The 17,925-nt window shown below is 33.3% G+C and carries 17 protein-coding genes and 1 pseudogene; 11 read left to right on the top strand and 7 right to left on the bottom strand.

The genetic code is table 11. The features are described from left to right. A pseudogene (locus tag WC622_RS12585) lies at nt 1-460 on the bottom strand (transglutaminase); the annotation flags it as partial. 106 nt (nt 461-566) lie between these two features. Then, entirely contained in the window at nt 567-2,405 is a 1,839-nt protein-coding gene (locus WC622_RS12580; RefSeq protein ID WP_372820050.1) for a PQQ-binding-like beta-propeller repeat protein, read from the bottom strand. A gap of 209 nt (nt 2,406-2,614) precedes the next feature. On the opposite strand from WC622_RS12580, the gene guaB reads away from it, so the two are divergent. Both guaB and WC622_RS12570 read left to right on the top strand, forming a co-directional pair. Continuing rightward, complete coding sequence (gene guaB / locus WC622_RS12575; RefSeq protein ID WP_372820049.1) at nt 2,615-4,084, top strand: IMP dehydrogenase; 1,470 nt, start codon at nt 2,615-2,617, stop codon at nt 4,082-4,084. Nucleotides 4,085-4,304: 220 nt separating this feature from the next. Then, nucleotides 4,305-4,898, top strand: coding sequence for a TIGR00730 family Rossman fold protein (locus WC622_RS12570; protein WP_372820048.1), 594 nt, complete (start codon nt 4,305-4,307; stop codon nt 4,896-4,898). 17 nt (nt 4,899-4,915) lie between these two features. Here the strand turns inward: WC622_RS12570 and WC622_RS12565 are convergent, their stop codons facing one another. Then, on the bottom strand, nt 4,916-5,338 hold the full coding sequence (locus WC622_RS12565) for a DUF2721 domain-containing protein (protein WP_372820047.1): 423 nt from the start codon (nt 5,336-5,338) through the stop codon (nt 4,916-4,918). A 95-nt stretch (nt 5,339-5,433) separates the two neighbouring features. Continuing rightward, nucleotides 5,434-6,084 carry a hypothetical protein gene (locus WC622_RS12560; RefSeq protein WP_372820046.1) on the bottom strand — a complete coding sequence of 217 codons (651 nt, stop codon included), beginning with the start codon at nt 6,082-6,084 and terminating at the stop codon, nt 5,434-5,436. A gap of 169 nt (nt 6,085-6,253) precedes the next feature. Here WC622_RS12560 and WC622_RS12555 point away from each other — a divergent pair, with 169 nt between their 5' ends. From WC622_RS12555 to WC622_RS12525, 7 genes are all read left to right on the top strand, one after another. Next, nucleotides 6,254-7,882 carry an acyl-CoA carboxylase subunit beta gene (locus WC622_RS12555; protein WP_372820045.1) on the top strand — a complete coding sequence of 543 codons (1,629 nt, stop codon included), beginning with the start codon at nt 6,254-6,256 and terminating at the stop codon, nt 7,880-7,882. Between the two features lie 17 nt (nt 7,883-7,899). After that, nucleotides 7,900-8,478 carry a toxin-antitoxin system YwqK family antitoxin gene (locus WC622_RS12550; protein ID WP_372820044.1) on the top strand — a complete coding sequence of 193 codons (579 nt, stop codon included), beginning with the start codon at nt 7,900-7,902 and terminating at the stop codon, nt 8,476-8,478. 19 nt (nt 8,479-8,497) lie between these two features. Beyond that, complete coding sequence (locus WC622_RS12545) at nt 8,498-9,115, top strand: toxin-antitoxin system YwqK family antitoxin (RefSeq protein ID WP_372820043.1); 618 nt, start codon at nt 8,498-8,500, stop codon at nt 9,113-9,115. Nucleotides 9,116-9,121: 6 nt separating this feature from the next. Continuing rightward, the gene (locus tag WC622_RS12540) at nt 9,122-10,285 is read left to right on the top strand and encodes a dipeptidase (RefSeq protein ID WP_372820042.1); all 1,164 of its coding nucleotides are present in this window, start codon (nt 9,122-9,124) and stop codon (nt 10,283-10,285) included. Between the two features lie 100 nt (nt 10,286-10,385). Continuing rightward, nucleotides 10,386-11,348: a thioredoxin-disulfide reductase gene (trxB, locus tag WC622_RS12535; RefSeq protein ID WP_372820041.1), complete on the top strand. Its 963-nt coding sequence runs from the start codon at nt 10,386-10,388 to the stop codon at nt 11,346-11,348. Between the two features lie 154 nt (nt 11,349-11,502). After that, complete coding sequence (locus tag WC622_RS12530) at nt 11,503-13,419, top strand: beta-N-acetylhexosaminidase (RefSeq protein ID WP_372820040.1); 1,917 nt, start codon at nt 11,503-11,505, stop codon at nt 13,417-13,419. 108 nt (nt 13,420-13,527) lie between these two features. Further along, on the top strand, nt 13,528-14,130 hold the full coding sequence (locus WC622_RS12525; RefSeq protein ID WP_372820039.1) for a hypothetical protein: 603 nt from the start codon (nt 13,528-13,530) through the stop codon (nt 14,128-14,130). Nucleotides 14,131-14,184: 54 nt separating this feature from the next. Here the strand turns inward: WC622_RS12525 and WC622_RS12520 are convergent, their stop codons facing one another. The 3 genes from WC622_RS12520 to WC622_RS12510 are packed head-to-tail and all read right to left on the bottom strand — an operon-like array spanning nt 14,185 to nt 15,859. Further along, complete coding sequence (locus WC622_RS12520; protein WP_372820038.1) at nt 14,185-14,742, bottom strand: hypothetical protein; 558 nt, start codon at nt 14,740-14,742, stop codon at nt 14,185-14,187. A 33-nt stretch (nt 14,743-14,775) separates the two neighbouring features. Next, entirely contained in the window at nt 14,776-15,375 is a 600-nt protein-coding gene (locus WC622_RS12515; RefSeq protein ID WP_372820037.1) for a hypothetical protein, read from the bottom strand. Continuing rightward, complete coding sequence (locus tag WC622_RS12510; RefSeq protein WP_372820036.1) at nt 15,362-15,859, bottom strand: RNA polymerase sigma factor; 498 nt, start codon at nt 15,857-15,859, stop codon at nt 15,362-15,364. The genes WC622_RS12515 and WC622_RS12510 overlap by 14 nt, the downstream gene beginning before the upstream one ends. Nucleotides 15,860-16,010: 151 nt before the next feature. Between WC622_RS12510 and WC622_RS12505 the strand changes: the two genes are divergently transcribed. Both WC622_RS12505 and WC622_RS12500 read left to right on the top strand, forming a co-directional pair. Continuing rightward, nucleotides 16,011-17,396 (top strand): dicarboxylate/amino acid:cation symporter, encoded by a 1,386-nt coding sequence (locus WC622_RS12505; protein WP_372820035.1) that lies wholly within the window; start codon nt 16,011-16,013, stop codon nt 17,394-17,396. Nucleotides 17,397-17,417: 21 nt separating this feature from the next. After that, complete coding sequence (locus WC622_RS12500) at nt 17,418-17,924, top strand: hypothetical protein (RefSeq protein ID WP_372820034.1); 507 nt, start codon at nt 17,418-17,420, stop codon at nt 17,922-17,924. The last annotated feature ends 1 nt before the right edge of the window (nt 17,925 follow it).

Below are 17,925 nucleotides of genomic sequence, written 5' to 3'. Positions count from 1 at the left end.
CTTCTTTTACATTTGGCAATGCAAATTTTTTGTAAGTATACTTTTTATTAAATTCTTCAGTAAATTTTGCATCTCTATTGAGTTTGCTCGTTACCATTTTACCATCAACCATGTTGTAGGTAGCAGCATCCATCTTATAAAGATCTTCTTTCGAACCACTATTTCCTCTATACAAACCAATTTTATAGTTTGCTAAATCATATCCATTTTTAGTTAAAATTTTATAACGAATATGTCTTTCATAAACGTAAATAAAACTTCCAGTAGTTGGACTTATTTCAAAATAACAATCTCCTACATCAAATATTTTAATAGCTGCTGCTGCAGAATCTTTACCAGAGGCTTTGATTTGAAATTCTTCAGGAGAAATTTTTCCGAATTTAAATTCTTTTTTTTGGGCGTAGCTGATTAAATGGGACGCGGAAATCCCTAAGATGAGTAGGAGAGTTTTAATTTTCATGAATACGATTATCTAATACAATAATATAAACATATTTATAAGTTTCTTTAAAACCTAGTAAATATTGTTAGTTAAATTATGTATTAAAATAGTTATGTAAAAAAGCTTATTCCTTGTTTTGCAAAATTGTTACTTTTCCGTCCATTGTACTCACTAAAATGTTTTTTCCATCAATTACATTTACGGTATTAATCATCGAATTATCTATTTTATGAGACCATAAATTTTGTTTTGTTTTTGGATCAAAAGCATAGACTACTCCATTTTTAGTTCCGTAAAACACTTTGCCCTCTTTTTCAATTAGCATAGAAGGAACATGCTCATAACCAAAACCTGCATTTAATCTCCAAGCCACGCCAGGGTCAGTGGATTGAGTTTTATAACCAACAATTTCATCTTGCATGGTTTTTCCATAAATCGTACTACTATCTGCAGATAAACCAATTGATTCTCTTACCGTAGCTTCTTTATTTCGCCATAAAGTTTGACCACTGTTTACATCTATTGCGGTTAAAAAACGATCTGGTGCAGCAATGTAAACTATTCCTTTGGTAGCAACTGGTGTAACCATAGCTGGTGAAAACATTCTATTTCCATTGCCATTATCCCATTTCCAAACTAAACCCCCTGTTTTGATATCTAAAGCATATAAATGTCTTCCCCAAGCACCAAAAATAATTTTACCTTGATAAACCAATGGTTTATCAACAATAGCACCTTCCACACCATCAAATTTCCAAATTACTTTTCCAGTTTTAATATCTAAAGCTCTAAAGCTATGATCACTTCCCCCTATAAAAACCATATTACCATCAATTACTGGCGATCCTAATACAGAATTTGATGTTTCAACTTTCCAAACTTGCTTGCCATTGGCGATATTCAACGCGTATATATTTCCATCGCCAGAACCTAAAATAACTAGCTGATTTTTAATTACAGGTGATGAATAAATAGCTCCTTTTGTACTGAAAGTCCATACTTTTTTCCCAGTAGTTCTATTTAAAGCCTCAACTAAACCTATACTATTTCCGAAAACAACTAAGTTATTGCTATAAGCAGGTGTATTTACCACATTGGCACTTGAATGATAAGTCCACAACTCTTTAACACCACTATATTTTTTATTGATATCGTAATTCGGTCTTTCATATGCTTTTAAAGTTTGATGAATAAAAGTTTTCAAAGGAATTTTTCGCCAAGGAGATAATAATTCTTGTGTTGGTTTTTTAAGCGAAAAATATACAGTGTCTTTTGTCATGTTTACCACATTGTATCCACCAATACTATCTTTTGCTCTCAAGTTAGAACGTCCCATTGTACCTAAAATCCCTTCAAAATTATATTGATGATTATTATGACCATGACCACAAATGATATATTGAATATTTCTAGTTTTTAATCGGTCGGTAACCTCATACCAATTGTCTAAACTGTTGTCAATAGGATAGTGATTGGTAAAAATGATTGGCATATCTTTAGGTGTTTTCTTCAAAATATTATCCAACCAAACGGTCGCATCTCTTGGTATGTGACCATCAGACATGCGTACATAAGGTCCAGAAGCGCAACCTATAAAGCGATAACCTTTATAATCAAACGTAAATTTATCGTAACCAAATTCTTTGATGAAAGTAACACCACCAGATTCAGACCAGCCTGTATCATGATTGCCTGGCATAATATAATAGGGTTTCTTTAATCCTGATAAGATTTCTTTAGCCAATTTCAATTCTTCATTGGTGCCCATTTCGGTTATGTCTCCTGTAATAATGGTGAATTCTAACTCAGGTTGGTTGTTGATATCTGCAACAGTTCTTCTTAAATCTTCATCCGCATTTGCACTACCTATATGTGTATCGGTCACAAAAGCATATTTAAAATTTTGACCAAAAGCTTGAATGCTAAAAATTGAAACGAAAAGTAAGAATGCTAGTTTTTTCATCAGAATATTATTGTTTTTAAAGGTGGAAGCTATCATGAGCATATTTCATTGTTGTTTGTTAGTGGTATGCTCATGATGGTTTCATAAAATTTGATTAATCACTAAAGATGCTCAATTCTTTTTAAGTACAACAAAACGTAATGATATTTTTATATTGATGATTATGTTGTATCTTTGCCTGGCAAATAATAACTCCTAATTTATTTGCTATGCAACTCGATCCCCAAAAATTTATTGCTACTGGTTTAACGTACGATGACGTATTATTAGTGCCTGCATATTCGGAAATTTTACCCCGTGAAGTGAATACAAGCACTTTTTTAACCAAAAAAATCAAACTAAATGTACCTTTGGTTTCTGCAGCTATGGACACAGTTACAGAAGCTGAATTAGCAATCGCCATTGCACAAAATGGAGGTTTGGGAATGCTTCATAAAAATATGACGATTGAAAGACAGGCCGAAGAAGTTCGTAAAGTAAAACGCTCGGAAAGCGGTATGATTCAAGATCCAGTTACATTATTAGAAAACTCTACTGTCGCCGATGCTTTTAAAATTATGAAAGAGCATAAAATAGGAGGTATTCCAGTAGTAAGCACTGATAATAAATTGGTGGGGATTATCACCAATCGTGATTTACGTTTTCAAAAGAATATGTCGAAACCTATTGTAGAGGTGATGACAAAAGAAAACTTAATTACAGCTCCAGAAGGAACAAATCTAATTCAAGCAGAAGAAATTCTTCAAAATTATAAAATCGAAAAACTACCTGTAGTAAATGCAGAAGGCTATTTATGTGGATTAATCACTTTCAAGGATATTCAAAAAGTAAAAAATTATCCAGCTGCTTGTAAGGATGAAAGAGGTCGTTTACGTGTAGGTGCCGCAGTTGGAGTTACGGCAGATACTATGCAACGTGTAGACGCATTAGTAAAAGCTGGAGTAGATGTGATTACAATTGATACCGCACATGGTCATTCAAAAGGAGTGGTTGATAAATTAAAAGAAGTTAAAGCAAAATATCCTGATTTACAGGTAATTGTTGGGAATATTGCAACAGGAGCAGCCGCTAGGTTTTTAGCAGAAGCCGGCGCAGATGCAGTTAAAGTTGGTATTGGTCCAGGCTCTATTTGTACAACTAGAATTATTGCTGGTGTAGGTGTTCCACAACTATATGCCGTTTTCGAATGTGCGAAGGCACTAAAAGGTACTGGAGTTCCTGTTATCGCAGATGGTGGAATTAAACATACAGGCGATATTTCTAAAGCGATTGCTGCAGGAGCAAGTACAGTAATGGCAGGTTCGTTATTTGCTGGAGTGGAAGAATCACCAGGCGAAACAATTATTTATGAAGGACGTAAGTTCAAATCTTATCGTGGAATGGGTTCTATTGAAGCGATGGAGCAAGGTTCAAAAGATCGTTATTTTCAAGATGTAGAAGATGATATTAAGAAATTAGTTCCTGAAGGAATTGTTGGTCGTGTGCCATTTAAAGGAACTTTAGCAGAGGTAATGTATCAGTATGTTGGCGGTTTACGTGCCAGTATGGGTTACTGCGGTGCAGGTACTATTGAAAAATTGCAAGAAGCACAATTTGTTCAAATTACTGCTGCAGGTATGAGAGAAAGTCATCCTCACGATATTACAATTACTAAAGAAGCACCAAATTATACAAGATAAGATTTTTTACCTTCAAAAGATTTAAGAACGTATGGAACTATAATACGTTGTACATTTTAAGATTATTAATTTAAAATATACAGCCATTGCCTTGGTGGCTTGTTTACGAAATATTCTAGTTTAGGATTAGTTAGAGCGGTCTTTGTCCGCTCTTTCTTTTTTAAAACTTTTAGAAATTACATAACTATCAATTTTGTAGTTTTATGCCAAAATAATATTCATGCAAAAAATAAAATCACTTTGTGTTTACTGCGGCTCCAATTTTAATGGTGATCCAATTTTAAGAAAAGCAATTGAAGATTTAGCAGAAATTATGGCTTCACAAAATATCACCTTAGTTTTTGGTGGAGGTAGTGTAGGTGTAATGGGGGTAATTGCTGATGAGATTTTAAAACGCAATGGCAAAGCTACAGGTGTAATTCCTCAATTTTTGATGGATAAAGAAGTTGGTCATAAAGGTTTAACCGAAATGGTAATTACTGAAAACATGCATCAACGCAAGCAAAAGATGGTAGACCTTGCTGATGGCTTTGTAATTTTGCCTGGAGGTTTTGGTACGCTAGAAGAGCTATTTGAAGTTTTGACTTGGCTACAATTAGGGCTGCACGGTAAGCCAATTGGTGTATTAAATGTAAATGGTTTTTACGATCATCTGTTTAAACAAATGGATGTAATGGTTGAACATCGATTTTTAAAACAAACCAATAGAGATTTAGTCTTTAATGAAATAGATGCTACGGTTTTAGTAACCAAAATGCAAAATTTTACAGCTGCACCAGATGATGTTTGGTTCAGAGATAGAAATTTAATCTAATTACTCAAATATCATTGTTATTTAATGTCCTTATCAAATTTATTTTTGATGTACTGTACTAATGATGCATCTTTTAACTCCATATCGCTAAGTGCAAACTCTAAAGCTTTAGTGCTTAATTGGATTTCTATTAAGGATAAAAATAACGATGCAATAAAGAACAATAAGCTTATTGCAAATAAGATTTCAGCAACAACTTCTTTTTCTAAATAAATAAAAAACATACAAAATATGCATGAAATAAAGCTGCAGATGCCAAAAGCTTGCATGTTTTTAATCAAGCGTAATCTATAACGCAAATTTTTAATTTGGTTGTGTAAAGCCCTGTTTTCATTTTTTTCAACTGTGTATTTTTCATGCAAGTTTCTAACCAAGCTAGCTAAAGCTAAAAAACGATTAGTATAAGCGAGCATAATTAAACTAATTGCAGGAAATAACAATGCAGGGGTGTTTATGCTTAAATTCGTGCTAGGATTTATTTACCCAAACATATCAAATTAAAGAGAAATAATTTTGGCGATTTCTTAAAGAATTTTTACAAAAAATTATCCTTTGTAATTTCCCAAGTCCATGGTTTTTTGAAGTTGTTTAAAGTTCGTAATTGAGGAAAATTAAGTGTTTCTTCACTCACTTCATTCGCATTATTTCTTGCAAATATATTTCCAGTGGTCAGTTTCATTTTTCTATTTGAAAAATCATATAATTTATCTGTCATCTCACCAGATATGATATTATAATAAATGTTATTGGCCTGAGTTAAAACCCAATCTTTATTTTGGTATTTAAACTGGTAATTTAATTTCCAACGCCAATTACTACCACCTTCAAAAGCTAGATTTAAACAATTGTTTTGAATAGTTAGATTTTTAAAAGGCTCACCTAGTTCGCCGCCTTCTTGCGAGCGAAGAATGAAATTATTGTTTTGCAATGCGAATTTATATTTACCCGAACGTTGATCCTTAAAATAAACAGCTAAAATTCTAGGTTTTTGAAATTCTTTTATTAGTTCCGTTTCTCCATCGCCGTACGCTCTTTTCTCAATAATTGGGTTGTTAAATTCAAGCACCAACACTAAATCTTCTAATTTGTCATTATTTAAATCGCCAAATGCAGTATCTATTACGTTCCAGTTAGTAGGAGTTAAAGAGTTAATTTCATTTCCTTGGGCACTAAGTTTTGGGTACATGAATGTTTGTGCAGCACTAAATTGCCAACAAAATAAACAGAAGATTAGTGTTAAATATCGCATGCTATGAAAAACGTTTAAAAAGTTAATTTAGCATATTAGGTACCAACGCAGAACTAAATACCATTACAGGTTTTAGTTTTAAAAATTTATAATTTAACTTGCTAGCATGAACATAGAATTCAATAAAAATGAAGATGTAAATAAGCAACTAGTTTATGAACTTAAAACTAGGCTAAAAAAAATATATGCAGGCGGGGGAGAAAAAAATGCTGCAAAACAAAAGCAAAAAGGTAAACTTTTAGCTAGAGAACGCATTGACTATTTAAGAGATAAAGACACAGAATTTTTAGAATTGGGTGCATTTGCTGCAGATGGCATGTATGCTGCAGAAGGGGGTTGCCCAAGTGCGGGAGTGGTAACAGGAATTGGTTATGTTTCTGGCAGGCAATGTATGATTGTTGCTAATGATGCTACTGTAAAAGCTGGTGCTTGGTTCCCAATGACGGCTAAGAAAAATTTGAGAGCACAAGAAATTGCGATGGAAAACCGTCTACCTGTAATTTATTTGGTAGATAGCGCAGGTGTTTATCTACCTATGCAAGATGAAATTTTTCCTGATAAAGAACATTTTGGTAGAATGTTTAGAAACAATGCACTGATGTCAGCTGATGGAATTGTTCAAATTTCTGCAATTATGGGTTCATGCGTTGCTGGTGGCGCATATTTGCCAATTATGAGTGATGAGGCGATGATTGTTGAAGGAACTGGCTCTGTGTTTTTAGCAGGTTCATATTTAGTTAAATCGGCCATAGGCGAAGACATTGACAATGAAACATTGGGCGGTGCAACAACGCATTGTGAAATATCTGGAGTTACCGATTATAAACATCCTAATGATAAAGCTTGCTTAGATAGCATTCGTAAGATAATGAGTATGTTGAGTGCTCCCGAAAATGCTGGTTTTGATCGAATTAAATCGGCTTTGCCAAAACTAGATGAACAAGAATTATATGGTATTTTACCTGAAAATAGAGAGAAACCATATGATATGAGAGATGTAATCCACCGTTTGGTAGATAATTCCGAACTCGAAGAATACAAAGCGTTATTTGGACAAAGTATTATTTGCGGTTTGGCTCGAATTGATGGCTGGGCAGTTGGTATTGTAGCTAATCAGCGTAAAGTGGTGAAATCTAAGAAAGGAGAAATGCAGTTTGGTGGTGTAATTTATTCGGATAGTGCAGATAAAGCCAGTCGGTTTATAATGAATTGCAATCAAAAGAAAATTCCTTTGGTTTTTTTACAAGATGTAACTGGTTTTATGGTGGGAAGCCGTTCTGAACAAGGTGGAATTATAAAAGATGGTGCAAAAATGGTAAACGCCGTTGCAAATTCTGTAGTGCCTAAATTTACTATCGTTATTGGTAATTCCTATGGCGCTGGTAATTATGCAATGTGCGGAAAAGCATATGATCCACGTTTGATTTACGCGTGGCCAAGTGCTAAAATTGCAGTAATGGGCGGTTCACAAGCAGCAAAAGTATTATTACAAATTCAAGAAGCGTCTTTAAAATCAAAAGGAGAAATTATCACACCAGAAAAAGAAGCCGAATTATTAAAAGAAATTACAGACAGATATGATAGTCAAACCACACCATATTATGCGGCTTCTCGTTTATGGGTAGATGGTATAATTGATCCGTTAGAAACCAGAAAAGTGATTTCAATGGGTATCGAAGCTGCTAATCAATCGCCAATAAAAAAAGCTTTTAATGTTGGTATTATACAGACTTAGTTTTTTAATTTTAAGGTATGAAAAGAATTCTCATCTTTCTATTTAGTTCTGTATTCTATGTGTCATCCTATGCTCAAGTAAAGCCAATTTATTTTATTGGAGATAGTATTACTACAAATAAAGATGAGGCTACTTCTTACGGCGTAGCTGGTAAATTAAGTACAGAAAGCCTATATGTACTTAAGGTGTATGATCTTAATGATAACTTGCTATTAACAGGGTTTTATAAAGATGAAAAGCTAACAATACCTCACGGGAGATTTTTATTGTATAACGAATTAGATGATTTTAATGAGGAAAACCATACTAACTTTTATATTAAGGATAAATATCGTTTTTTATCAGAACAAGGAGATTATGCGGATGGCAAAAAGATTAACAGGTGGGTTTGTTTTTTTCCAGATGGAAAAATATTTAGTATAACTAATTATGTTGAAGGTCTTAAGCATGGTGAATTTAAAATTTTTAATAGAAATGGAAAAGTGGTAACTTCTGGCGTTTATAAACTTGGATTAAAAAATGGCGAATGGATTTATGATACAAGAAAAAAAGAAGTTTACGTGAATGGTATACTAACCTCTAGACAAGAAAAATAAACTATTTTTGTATTTACAAATGAGAAAATTTTTAATTGTTTTTATTTTACTTATTGGTTCTATAAGTGCTTATGCCCAAGTTGCGCCATTATATTTTAACGGTAATCAAGTTACTACAGATAGAAATGAAGCAACTTCTTATGCGATTTACGGAAAGGTAAGTACAGAAAACGTATGGACTTTCAAACGATACGATTTGTATGATAATCTTATACAAACTGGGTCATATGAAGATGAAACGTTGAGTACTCCACATGGATATTTTAATTTCTATATGGATATTGAAACTTTTAACAATACTCATAGAGCTAATTTTAACCTAAAAGGAAAAACTAGATTTTTAAGTCAGCAAGGAAATTTTGTACATGGAGTTGAACAAGGCAAATGGATGCTTTTTTATCCTGACGGAAATGTTTTAAGTACTCAAAATTATGTAAATGGAGAGTTAAATGGAGAATTTAAAACATATGATAAATATGGAAATGTGGAAGAGGGTGGAAATTATGTGAATGGGAAAAAAGAAGGGGAATGGGTTTCTTTGGATGGTACACGAAAGGATATATATGAAAATGGGGATTTAAAATCTAGTGTGTTGATAAAAGAACAAAACAAAAAGAGAAAACGAACTACCAATTAGTAAATCATGAAAAAACAGTATCTCTACCTATTCCTTTTACTTTTTGCATCAAATGGTTTTGCGCAAAATTCAATCTCAATTCATAAGCAAGCAATTGTAGTAGATACACATGGTGATATCTTGTTCAATCAAATAAAATCGGGGATTGATATTGGGAAATTGCAAAAAACAGGAAATTTTGATTTAGTTAGAGCTAAACAAGGAGGGCTTGACGCACAGGTTTTCTCTATTTGGTGTGATGAAAAAGGTGGTTATGCTGTTGCCAATCAGGAAATCGATTCTTTATTCAGTTTGATAAAAAGGTATCCTGATAAGATTACTTTAGTCAGAAATGCTACCGAATTAGAACAGGCTGTTGCCGCAAAAAAAATGGCTGTCATGATAGGAGTAGAGGGTGGACACATGGTTGAAAATAGCTTAGATAATTTAGAGAAATTGGCTCAAAGAGGAATGATTTATCTTACGCTAACTTGGAATAACAGCACATCTTGGGCAAGTTCTGCAGCGGAAGAAACTTCAGGAAAAGTGAAGCCAGAAAATGCCGGACTAAATAATTTTGGAAAGCAAGTTGTACATAAATTAAACGAATTAGGCGTGTTAGTAGATCTTTCTCATGTTGGTACTAAAACCTTTTTTGATGCAATTAAAGAATCTAAAAAACCTGTTTTGGTATCACACAGTTGTGTTTATGCTCTAAATCCTGTTGCTAGAAATTTAAATGATGAACAAATTAAAGCTGTAGGTAAAAATGGAGGGGTAATTTCACTTAATTTCTATAGCGGATTTTTAGATTCAACTTTCGATGCAAAACAGAAAATATTCTTTAATAAATACGATAGTGAACTAAAAACCTTAAGTACAAAATATGGTCGTAGCAATGCGATTGATACCTTAATTTCTTTGCACAAAGCAGATGCTGATGCAACACGCCCATCTATTGAGTTATTAATCGATCACATCGATTATATCGTAAAGGTGATTGGAATAGATCATGTTGGTTTAGGTGCTGATTTTGATGGTGCCGAATCATTTCCTTTGGGTATAGATGGTGCGGCAGATTATCCAAAAATAACATCAGCTTTGCTCAAAAGAGGATATAAGCCAAATGAGGTTACTAAAATTTTGGGCGGTAATTTTTTAAGAATTCTTAAAGCCAATAAAGGCAAATAAATTACAATTTACTAGAGATTTATTCTTTTTACTTTCGGCTTGCTATTCAGCTTTGCCCTTTCCAATTTAAAGCTTAAATTTGCATTATTAACATAAAAGAATGTCTCAAGAACAAGAAATAGAACATGTAAAATGTTTAATTATCGGGTCTGGTCCAGCAGGATATACAGCCGCAATTTACGCAGCTCGTGCAGATTTGAAACCCGTAATGTATACTGGAATGGAAATGGGTGGTCAGTTAACTCAAACTACAGATGTAGATAATTTTCCAGGTTATCCTGATGGGATTATGGGCCCAGAAATGATGGAAGATTTTAGAAAACAAGCAGAGCGTTTCGGAACTCAAATCCGATTTGGTTATGTAAGTTCTGTAGATTTTGCCGCATTACCACATAAAGTTGTGGTTGATGAAATTAAAACAATTACTGCCGATACTGTAATTATCGCCACCGGTGCAACTGCAAAATGGTTAGGCTTACCAAGCGAGCAAAAATATAACGGTTTCGGCGTTTCGGCTTGTGCTGTTTGCGATGGTTTCTTTTTTAAAGGACAAGATGTTGCTATTGTTGGAGCTGGAGATACCGCTGCAGAAGAAGCTACTTATTTAGCTAAATTGTGTAAAAAAGTATATATGTTAGTGCGAAGAGATGAGTTTCGTGCTTCAAAAGCAATGGTGCATCGCGTATTAAATACCCCAAATATTGAGGTGATTTACAATACAGAAACTACTGAAATTATGGGTAACGGTAAAAACGTAACAGGTGTTTGCGTATTTAATCACAAAACAAAAGAATCTAAAATTATTGATGTGGAAGGCTTTTTTGTAGCGATTGGACACAAGCCAAATACAGATATTTTTAAAGGTTGGTTAGATATGGATGATACCGGTTATTTGAAAACTATTCCAGGTACTTCTAAAACTAATATAGAAGGTGTATTTGCTAGTGGCGATGTACAAGATCATTATTACCGTCAAGCGGTTACAGCTGCGGGTTCTGGTTGTATGGCTGCATTAGATGCAGAACGTTATTTAGCAGCTAAAGAACACCAAGTTGTAGTATAAGATTTTAACCAGTTAAAAAATATAAAAGCTTTTCAAGTAATTGGGAAGCTTTTTTTATGGGAAACAGTCAGGTTTTTGACCTTAAAAACAAAAAATTACCATCACTTTTTCGCTAAATTTTATATCTTAGGCAATACAAACACATAAAATAAACATGAAACGAATTTCTTTACTTTTAGTAGCTGCACTTACTGCTATCCAAAGTTTTGCGCAAACCGACGCAAACATGGGCATTATTCCAGCGCCTGTTTCCATTAAAAAAAACAATGGCACTTTTCAATTAGATAAAACAGTAACCTTAATTAGTAATGAAACTGCAAATGCTAAAACTGCAGATTTATTAAATGCTTTTATTGTAACTAAAGGTGGTTTTGCGTTAAGAGAAGCAAAATCTGCAACTGCAGGACAAAAATCAATCGTATTAACATCAGCAGGTGCTGACAAATTACCAGCAGAAGGATATGTAATAAATATTTCTCCAACTCAAATTAAAGTAACTGGAACTGGGGCAGGCTTATTTTATGCAGTGCAATCGTTAATGCAGTTAATGCCAGAGAAAAGGAATGATAAAATAACAATTCAAGCTGCAGAAATTAATGATTATCCACGTTTTAAATATCGTGGAATGCACCTAGATGTTTCACGACACTTCTTTCCAGTATCATTTATAAAGAAGTACATAGATATATTAGCAATGTATAAGTTGAACACTTTTCATTGGCATTTAACAGACGACCAAGGCTGGAGAATAGAAATTAAACAGTACCCAAAACTGACATCTGTTGGGGGCAAAAGAAATGGTACAATTATAGGAAATTATCCAGGCACAGGTGGCACAGATAATATAGAGCATGGTGGTATTTATACTCAAGATGAAGTAAAGCAAGTAATTGCTTATGCAGCAGCTAAATATATCAATGTAATTCCTGAAATTGAAATGCCGGGACATGCATCTGCAGCAATTGCAGCTTACCCAGAGCTGAGTGCTTTCCCAGATAGAGATACTTGGGTAGGAGAGAAAGCTCCTTGGTCTGGCGATAGAAAAGGAAAACAAGTACAGCAAACATGGGGTGTATTTGATGATGTATTTGTACCAACAAATAATACATTTAAGTTTTTAGAAAATGTTTTGGATGAAGTAATTGCTTTATTTCCTTCAAAATATATCCACATAGGTGGAGATGAATGTCCAAAAGAATATTGGAAGCAATCAGCATTTTGCCAACAATTTATAAAGGATAATAATTTAAAGGATGAACATGGTTTGCAAAGTTATTTCATCCAAAGAATAGAAAAGTATGTGAATTCAAAAGGAAGATCGATTATTGGTTGGGATGAAATTTTAGAAGGAGGATTAGCTCCAAATGCTACAGTAATGTCGTGGAGAGGTGAGGCAGGTGGAATTGAAGCTGCAAAACAAAATCACGATGTAATTATGACACCAGGTTCTGCAGGTTTATATTTTGATCATAAATCTTCTACTTCTCCAGATGAACCTTTAACTATAAGTGGGTTAGGTTCTGGATTTTCTAACTTTCAGAAAGTTTATAATTACGATCCAGTTCCAAAAGTACTTGCAGTAGAACAACAAAAGTATATTATTGGCGTTCAAGGAAATGTTTGGACAGAATATATGGAGACACCAGCTAAGGTTGAGTACATGATTTTCCCTAAAATTTTCTCACTTTCAGAAATTGCTTGGAGCCCTGTTGCCAGAAAAGATATCAAAAACTTTATAGAAGAGAGAGTACCTGTTCATTTAGCTAAATTGGATAAAACGAATACAAATTATTGGGTGCCAACACCAATCGGTCAGCCCGAGAAAGTAGTTAATGGAGAAAATTTCACAATTGAATTAAAGGCCCCAATTGATGGCGCTAGAATATTTTATACATTAGATAATTATCGTCCATCTGAAACTGCTAAAGAGTATACAAGCTCATTTAAAGTAAATGTACCCCAAGGTCAAAAGAAAACACTTAAAACAATTGTAATTACACCAAGTGGAAAAAGAAGTGTAGTTATGGAGACGACATTAAATAATGGTGCTCCAGAAGTGAAAACCAAATAAGGATAATTTTAACCATTAAGAAATTAAGAGAAATATGTAAATCTTATTAATCTTAATTTCTTAATGTTAGCATAACCAATAATTACTCATTTAAGAATAATAAGAGTCATGAAAGCTATTAAATTAGGATTTTTTGCATTAGCCAGTATTTTATTCATTGCAGCTTGCACTAATGATGATAAACCTGCAAGCGTTGCTAAAACGGTAGTTTCATCAAAATCTGTAAATCCTTTTCCGTTTTATAAAAGCATAGAAATTAAACCTGGTTATCACTTTGAAGTTGTAAGTTGGGGTAAAGGAGTTGACACGTTAGGTGGATACTTGTTATTGATGTCTGATTCTGTTAAAAACAACTATAAATCAATTTCATTGGAGAGAAAAGGTATTATTACAGATGCTTGGAATATGGATTTAGACAATGATGGAAATCCAGAGTTGTATGTTCAGTATGTGGTTAGAAAAAATGTAAACGATTTAAATGTTTACGAATTTGCTGGTAATGGTTTTGATAAAATTAGTTTCCCAGGATTAAATAGCAATCTTAAAAAAGGTTATCAGGGCAATGATAAATTCTTCATTAAGAATGGTGATTTATTTCGCTCTGTACCAGTTGTAATCACTGATAGCGGTAAAACAACTACGGTAATTAAAACAATTCAATATCAATTGAGGGGAAATAGTTTCTCTACAAGTGAGGTAAAGCCACAATAGTAGTAGAGTTTTATATTAGCAGTTGTCAGCATATGCTTGGCTAACAATTGCTAACTATCTATATTTGTTCAATTCTGATCTAATAAAATCATCCCACCTACTTTGAGCCTCTAAATCAGATCCATGTTTAGTTTCATTATCATAGCGATTTTGTAGATTGTTGTAATAATCGCTCACCTTATTTGCCGTTGCCTGAATTAGTCTTTTATAATTACTTGGTGTATATTTTTGATTTCTAATTTGAATATTACCTTCCTTTAGTAATAAAAAGTTAATGTAAACATGACCTTGTTCATGATTTAGTAACTGTCTGCTAACTTTTCTATTGCTAATTCGATCTGGCTTTACCCAAGATTTTTCTGGAACAACACCTGCAGAAAACTTAAAATCGATGTGAAGATGGTTATTTCTAACTGTTGCGTTATAGTTATAATGCCAAGTGGTTACAGTTTCTGCAGCAAAAGCAGAATGTTCATCAGGTTGTGCTTTAAAGTGAGTATCCCAATCGATTTGTTCTGGATACGCTTCTTCTTGTAGCGTTTTAAAACTGCTAAAAAATAGCACTACCGAAATAGCAATAATTTTAAAGTAAATGGATGTAACGTTCTTCATTTGATTGTATAGAACGAAAGCCGTGCCAATAAATTACTCGTGCTCGTGAAACTGTCCGCTTATGCGCTCAAACTTTTCAATTAATAAGTCAATTCTTTCTTTATCCTTTTTTATTACGGCTTTCCGCACTAAAGTAGAGCAGAAAATCATCCAACCAAAACTAATGACTACAAATAAAATTTGTACCCATAATTCCATGTGACCTAAAATCTCAAAGAAATAAAGTACCATGCCTAAAGAAAGTGCTATGGCATAAAACCAATATAAACGGTTGTAAAGACTAAAGCGATTTAATTGATATAATTTCAGTTTTGCTATAAATTCATTTGGATTTACAGTGAAATCACTTTTAGAAATGATACGATAATTGTTATATAATATTACAGTGTAAACAGCAACAGCAATAATAATAATGCTAATTCCTGCGTGAGTTGTCCATGATTGAAAATCGAAAAATAACCACAGTGCAGCAACTGCTAGAAAAGAAAATATCATACCCGCTATATTCAATAACGATTTGGTACGCATACTGCTTACTTCTTTTTTAGCCTGCTTTAACATTTCATCGGCAGATATAGTTACATCAACCGTATGCTTAGCCCAAAGCGCTTCTATATGATCAAATTCTTGCATTCTGATTGTATAATTCGGTCAATTTTTGTTTAATACGATGAATTTTTACCCTTAAATTTCCTTCACTAATGCCAGAAATATCTGCAATTTCATTGTATGGTAATTCATCCAATACCATTGTAATTATTAAGCGATCATTCTCTTCTAATTTTGAAATTGATTTATAAAGCAAAGCGACTTGTTCATTCTTTTCAGAAAATTCTTCAACTCTGTTCTCTATAATATTCTCTGTAAGTTCATCCTTAGCTTGTCTTTTTTCTGATCGCAAATAGGTCAAACAAGTGTTAACGGCTATACGATAAATCCAAGTAGAGATTAATGACTTGTTTCTAAACTTATCCAGATTTTGCCAAACTTTTAAAAAAGTTTCTTGTAAAAGATCGTTAGCAGAATCTTTATCGCCCGTATAACCATAGCATAAGTGAAAAATCTTCTTGGAGTTTTTGTCGAAAATTTCTTTAAATAATACGTCTTTTTGGCTCACTTATTTGCTTTTGATAATCTATGATTAGATGTTCCAAATATAGTTTTGTTACGGTTCAAATATGTAAAATAACTAATGCTTTATCAACATTGTTTAGAGAATAATTTTATTATTGTAGTTTTACGGTTTGAAAAATAGCTAAATCTAACCAATGTCTAATAAAAACAAACTTACACTCTTTATTTTTATCGCACTTATACTTGGTGTTGTTGTAGGTTATTACTTAAATGTAAATAATTTCAGCTCAGCTAATAATGCAATTGTTGGTGCAGATGCACAAGTAAAAAAGATTGAAATTCAGATGGGCAATCTTACTGATACAACAGTAAGTCAATACGCAGTATTGAAAGCTCAAAAAGCAGATCAAATTAAAATTCGCAAAGAAAATGAAACGGTAAGAGAGAAAAAACTTGAGCCATTTACATTATTAAGCGATATTTTTCTTCGATTGATAAAAATGATTGTTGCGCCTTTAGTATTTACAACGTTGGTTGTGGGAGTAGCTAAAGTAGGTGATATTAAAGCTGTTGGCCGCATCGGCGGAAAAACAATGTTATGGTTTATAAGTGCATCACTAATGTCTTTGTTATTAGGAATGCTTTTGGTAAATATTTGGAAACCAGGAGAAGCAATGAATCTTCCATTGCCAAGTAGTCATACAGATACAGGAATTAAAGCCACAGCTTTATCTGTAAAAGATTTTATCGCACATATTGTACCTAAAAGTTTTGCAGAATCAATGGCTACCAATGAGATCTTACAAATTGTGATTTTCTCTTTATTCTTTGGTGTAGCAACTGCTGCTATTGGCGAAAAAGGCAAAGTAGTAATTGAGTTTTTTGATTCAGTAGCGCATATCGTTTTAAAAGTTACAGGTTATGTAATGAATTTTGCTCCATTTGCAGTGTTTGGAGCAATGGCAGCAATTGTAGCAAAGCAAGGAATTAGCGTTTTATCAACCTATGCTTTATTTATTGGAGAGTTCTATTCTGGGATGCTCATTTTATGGATATTACTTATTTTAATAGGGTATCTCATCTTGAAAAAAAGAATATTTAACTTGATGAATAGGATGAAAGAACCAGTAATGTTAGCTTTTAGTACGGCAAGTAGTGAAGCTGCTTATCCTAGAACGATGTTGCAGTTAGAACGTTTTGGTTGTAAAGACAAAATTGTGAGCTTCGTTTTACCATTAGGATATTCATTCAACCTTGATGGTTCGATGCTGTACATGACGTTTGCTTCGATATTTATTGCACAATGTTACGGTATTCATTTGCCGCTAGACAAGCAGTTAACGATGTTACTTATTTTAATGTTAACCAGTAAAGGGATTGCTGGTGTGCCACGTGCATCATTAGTTGTGATTGCTGGTACAATTGCCACATTTAATATTCCAGAAGCAGGTTTAGCGTTATTAATTGGTATCGATCCATTATTGGATATGGGCAGATCGGCAACTAACGTTGTTGGAAATAGCATTGCAACTGCAGTAGTGAGTAAGTGGGAAGGCGAATTGACTGGTCCGTTAGATTAATTCGAAAATATATTTATAGACATGACGAGTAGAGGGAAAAAGATATTTTTATTTTTATCAATTGTAGTTCCATTTTTAATTTATTGCATTGTGTATTATGCGCCAATTATCCGCAATGCGCCTTTTAAAGCAAAAGAATTTGTTTCGTTAGAATATAAATGGGGGGTTGGCACTAATCTAGAAAACTCTTATAATTCTGCCACAGGCGAATACAAATATTTAAACGATAAGGATTCGTTAATTGTTAAACATGTGGATCTTAATGCTAGGGATAAGAAATATTTAGACAGCAATGCTGATGAACAAGGTTTTTGGAATTTGCCAGATATTGTAGCAAACAATGAAAACGATGTAAAAAATTCTAAAGCTCCACGTTATTTCATGAAATTCAATTATCAGAAAAAATCTAAAGAAGTTACCTATCTCTCAGATTTTGAAGGCAATGTACGAATGAAAAATGCAGCTGTGCAAATGCAAAAAATCATCGAACAAAGTATTATAGATGCTGAAGAAAGAGCTAAAAAGTAAT

This window comes from Pedobacter sp., from assembly GCF_041662865.1.
Lineage (GTDB): Bacteria > Bacteroidota > Bacteroidia > Sphingobacteriales > Sphingobacteriaceae > Pedobacter.
This window is presented reverse-complemented; position numbering and strand designations above follow the sequence as displayed.